Genomic DNA, 258 nt, shown 5'->3' with positions numbered 1-258 from the left:
ATCAAGCGTGTCGCCTTGCTCAAACTGATGCGACGTACTGATAATGGTATCAATACTATCAACTAGCATTTTGCGCGGTATTACGTTAATTTTAAACGCTTGCAAGTTAGAAATACGGTGCTGGCTTATGCCTTTATTAAAGCTGTTCATTTCCCGGCGAAGGCGGTCTAAATCTTCACGCAAGCCCTTAATCGTGGCGGCTACTTCGGTTAGTGCCACGCGGCCTTGGCGCTCAACCGCATCGCGCTCGTTATCAAG

At 47.7% G+C, this 258-nt stretch carries 1 protein-coding gene; it reads right to left on the bottom strand.

Annotated features, from left to right (window positions below; genetic code table 11):
- On the bottom strand, nucleotides 1-258 hold a 258-nt coding region (locus tag R2R70_RS21375), incomplete at both ends, for a hypothetical protein (protein WP_410979105.1).

The sequence above is a fragment of the Cobetia sp. SIMBA_158 genome, from assembly GCF_046566945.1.
Classification (GTDB): Bacteria; Pseudomonadota; Gammaproteobacteria; order Pseudomonadales; family Halomonadaceae; genus Cobetia; species Cobetia amphilecti.
Note: the sequence above shows the minus strand (reverse complement) of the source record. Positions and strands in the feature narration are given on the sequence as shown.